Annotated in this window: 3 protein-coding genes; all 3 read left to right on the forward strand. The window is 58.3% G+C overall.

What is annotated here, in order from left to right; translation table 11 throughout:
- Nucleotides 1-788: AMP-binding enzyme (locus BLX41_RS35805; RefSeq protein ID WP_259745022.1), on the forward strand; the 788-nt coding region annotated here is incomplete at its 5' end.
- Nucleotides 789-1,401: 613 nt separating this feature from the next.
- Complete coding sequence (locus tag BLX41_RS19775; RefSeq protein WP_102860678.1) at nucleotides 1,402-2,178, forward strand: ABC transporter substrate-binding protein; 777 nt, start codon at nucleotides 1,402-1,404, stop codon at nucleotides 2,176-2,178.
- A gap of 92 nt (nucleotides 2,179-2,270) precedes the next feature.
- Nucleotides 2,271-2,830, forward strand: a 560-nt coding sequence (locus BLX41_RS19780; RefSeq protein ID WP_123726244.1) for an ABC transporter permease, incomplete at its 3' end; no start/stop codon positions are given.

Consider the following 2,830-nt stretch of genomic DNA (forward strand, 5'->3'; position numbering starts at 1 on the left):
TCAACCCGGAAGCCTGGGACTGGTACTACAAGAACGTCGGTCAATCCCGTTGCCCGATCGTCGACACCTGGTGGCAGACCGAAACCGGCGCCACCCTGATGAGCCCGCTGCCGGGAGCTCATGCCCTGAAGCCGGGTTCTGCGGCACGTCCGTTCTTCGGCGTGGTGCCGGCCCTGGTAGACAACCTGGGCAACATCATCGAAGGCGCGGCCGAGGGCAATCTGGTGATCCTCGATTCCTGGCCGGGCCAGGCGCGGACCCTGTACCGCGATCACGATCGTTTCGTCGATACCTACTTCAAGACCTTCCGTGGCATGTACTTCACCGGTGACGGCGCCCGTCGCGATGAAGACGGCTACTACTGGATCACGGGTCGTGTGGACGATGTGCTCAACGTATCCGGGCACCGCATGGGTACTGCCGAAATCGAAAGCGCCATGGTCGCTCACCCGAAAGTCGCCGAGGCGGCGGTGGTGGGTGTGCCTCACGACATCAAGGGTCAGGGCATCTATGTCTATGTAACCCTCAATGGTGGCGAAGAGCCGAGCGAAGCCCTACGTCTGGAACTGAAGAACTGGGTACGCAAGGAGATCGGCCCGATCGCCTCGCCAGATGTCATCCAATGGGCACCGGGCCTGCCGAAAACTCGTTCCGGGAAGATCATGCGGCGAATCCTGCGCAAGATTGCCACGGCGGAGTACGACGGTCTGGGAGATATCTCCACCTTGGCCGACCCAAGTGTGGTGCAGCATCTGATTGATACCCACAAGACCATGAACGTCGCCTGAGGCGGGGTTCCGAGTCATCCAGCCCCGCCCGGCCTTGTGCCGGGCGGGGCTTTTTTGTGGCCACACGATTCGCCGGCAAGCTGATTACTGCGGGGCTGCGTGGTTGTTGCGGCGGCTGCTTTGCCAGCGAAGAGGGGCGAATAAATATCGGATATTTCCGGCAGGCGTATCCGAATGTTACCGATGTTGCCGAAGATGTAACCCCGCGCTCATTTTCGGGGCAATGGGAAACGCCAAGCCCCATTTCAGGACCTTTTATATCCATATGAAAAATAAGTCATCACGCTGCGCTTGCCGGAGTAGAAGGCTTTGCGAATAATAGGCCCGCAATTTGCAACATAGATCGGTTTACTGTCTTTTGCTCTTGCATAGTTTTGAAGAGCTGTCAATGTGCCGGGCCGGCATTCTCGATGCTTCTGTAATTTGTTGTCGCATTGAGGAAATATCGGCTTCCAGCCTGTCGTTAGAATGCCGGTCACTCGCTCGTCGTTGCCTGTGTGTGAGTCCTTTGTGGGCTTCCCGGGACGCAGCGCGGCAATTCAGGTTCCACCCATTCGCATATTGGGCTGTCGCTCACTCTGCCGTTTTCGCCCTTTACCGATGGAGTTCTAAGATGAAGAAACTCGTGCTTCTTGGCGCCCTGGCACTGTCCGTGCTGTCCCTGCCGACTTTCGCCGATGAAAAGCCTCTGAAAATTGGTATCGAAGCGGCTTATCCTCCGTTTGCCTCGAAGGCGCCGGACGGCAGCATCGTCGGTTTCGACTACGACATCGGCAATGCCCTGTGCGAAGAGATGAAGGTCAAGTGCGTTTGGGTCGAACAAGAGTTCGACGGTCTGATCCCGGCGCTGAAAGTGCGCAAGATCGACGCCATCCTCTCGTCCATGTCGATCACTGACGATCGCAAGAAGTCCGTGGACTTCACCAACAAGTACTACAACACTCCGGCCCGTCTGGTGATGAAGGCCGGTACTCAGGTCAGCGATGGCCTGGCTGAGCTCAAAGGCAAGAATATCGGTGTGCAGCGTGGCTCGATCCACGAGCGTTTCGCTCGTGAAGTCCTGGCGCCGCTGGGTGCACAGATCAAGCCTTACGGCTCGCAGAACGAAATCTACCTGGATGTGGCAGCCGGTCGCCTCGACGGCACCGTGGCGGACGCTACGCTGTTGAATGACGGCTTCCTGAAAACCGACGCCGGCAAGGGCTTCGCCTTCGTCGGTCCGGCCTTCACTGACGTCAAATACTTCGGCGACGGCGTAGGGATCGCTGTGCGCAAGGGTGACAAGGCCGATCTGGACAAGATCAACGCCGCCATCGCTGCCATTCGTGAGAATGGCAAGTACAAGCAAATCCAGGACAAGTACTTCGACTTCGACATCTACGGCAAGTAAGACCGTCGAAACAGTCAGTCCGAGATGGCGCAAGCAGCAGAATCTCTGAAGTTTGCGCCATTTTTTCATCCCAATTTTCGAGGACCTGAATCATGTTGAAAGGCTACGGGGCTGTCATCCTCGATGGCGCTTGGCTGACGCTTCAGCTCGCCTTGTCGTCCATGGCCCTGGCCATTGTTCTGGGTCTGATCGGGGTCGCGCTGCGCCTCTCGCCGGTGCGCTGGCTGGCCTGGCTCGGTGATCTGTATTCCACGGTGATCCGTGGCATTCCCGATCTGGTGCTGATCCTGCTGATCTTCTACGGCGGCCAGGACTTGCTGAACCGTGTGGCGCCGCTGCTGGGCTACGACGATTACATCGACCTCAATCCGCTGGCCGCCGGTATCGGCACCCTGGGCTTTATCTTCGGTGCCTATCTGTCGGAAACCTTCCGTGGCGCCTTCATGGCGATCCCCAAGGGGCAGGCCGAGGCGGGCATGGCTTACGGCATGAGCAGCTTCCAGGTGTTCTTCCGGGTGATGGTGCCGCAGATGATTCGCCTGGCGATTCCCGGCTTCACCAACAACTGGCTGGTTCTGACCAAGGCCACTGCACTGATTTCGGTGGTGGGTCTGCAAGACATGATGTTCAAGGCCAAGCAGGCGGCAGACGC

The sequence above is a fragment of the Pseudomonas protegens genome, from assembly GCF_003732485.1.
In the GTDB taxonomy this organism is placed as follows: domain Bacteria; phylum Pseudomonadota; class Gammaproteobacteria; order Pseudomonadales; family Pseudomonadaceae; genus Aquipseudomonas; species Aquipseudomonas protegens_B.

Bases quoted from the DNA above. Each gene is read 5' to 3' on its own strand.
- BLX41_RS19775 (WP_102860678.1), top strand. From the start codon at position 1,402: ATGAAGAAACTCGTGCTTCTTGGCGCCCTGGCACTGTCCGTGCTGTCC.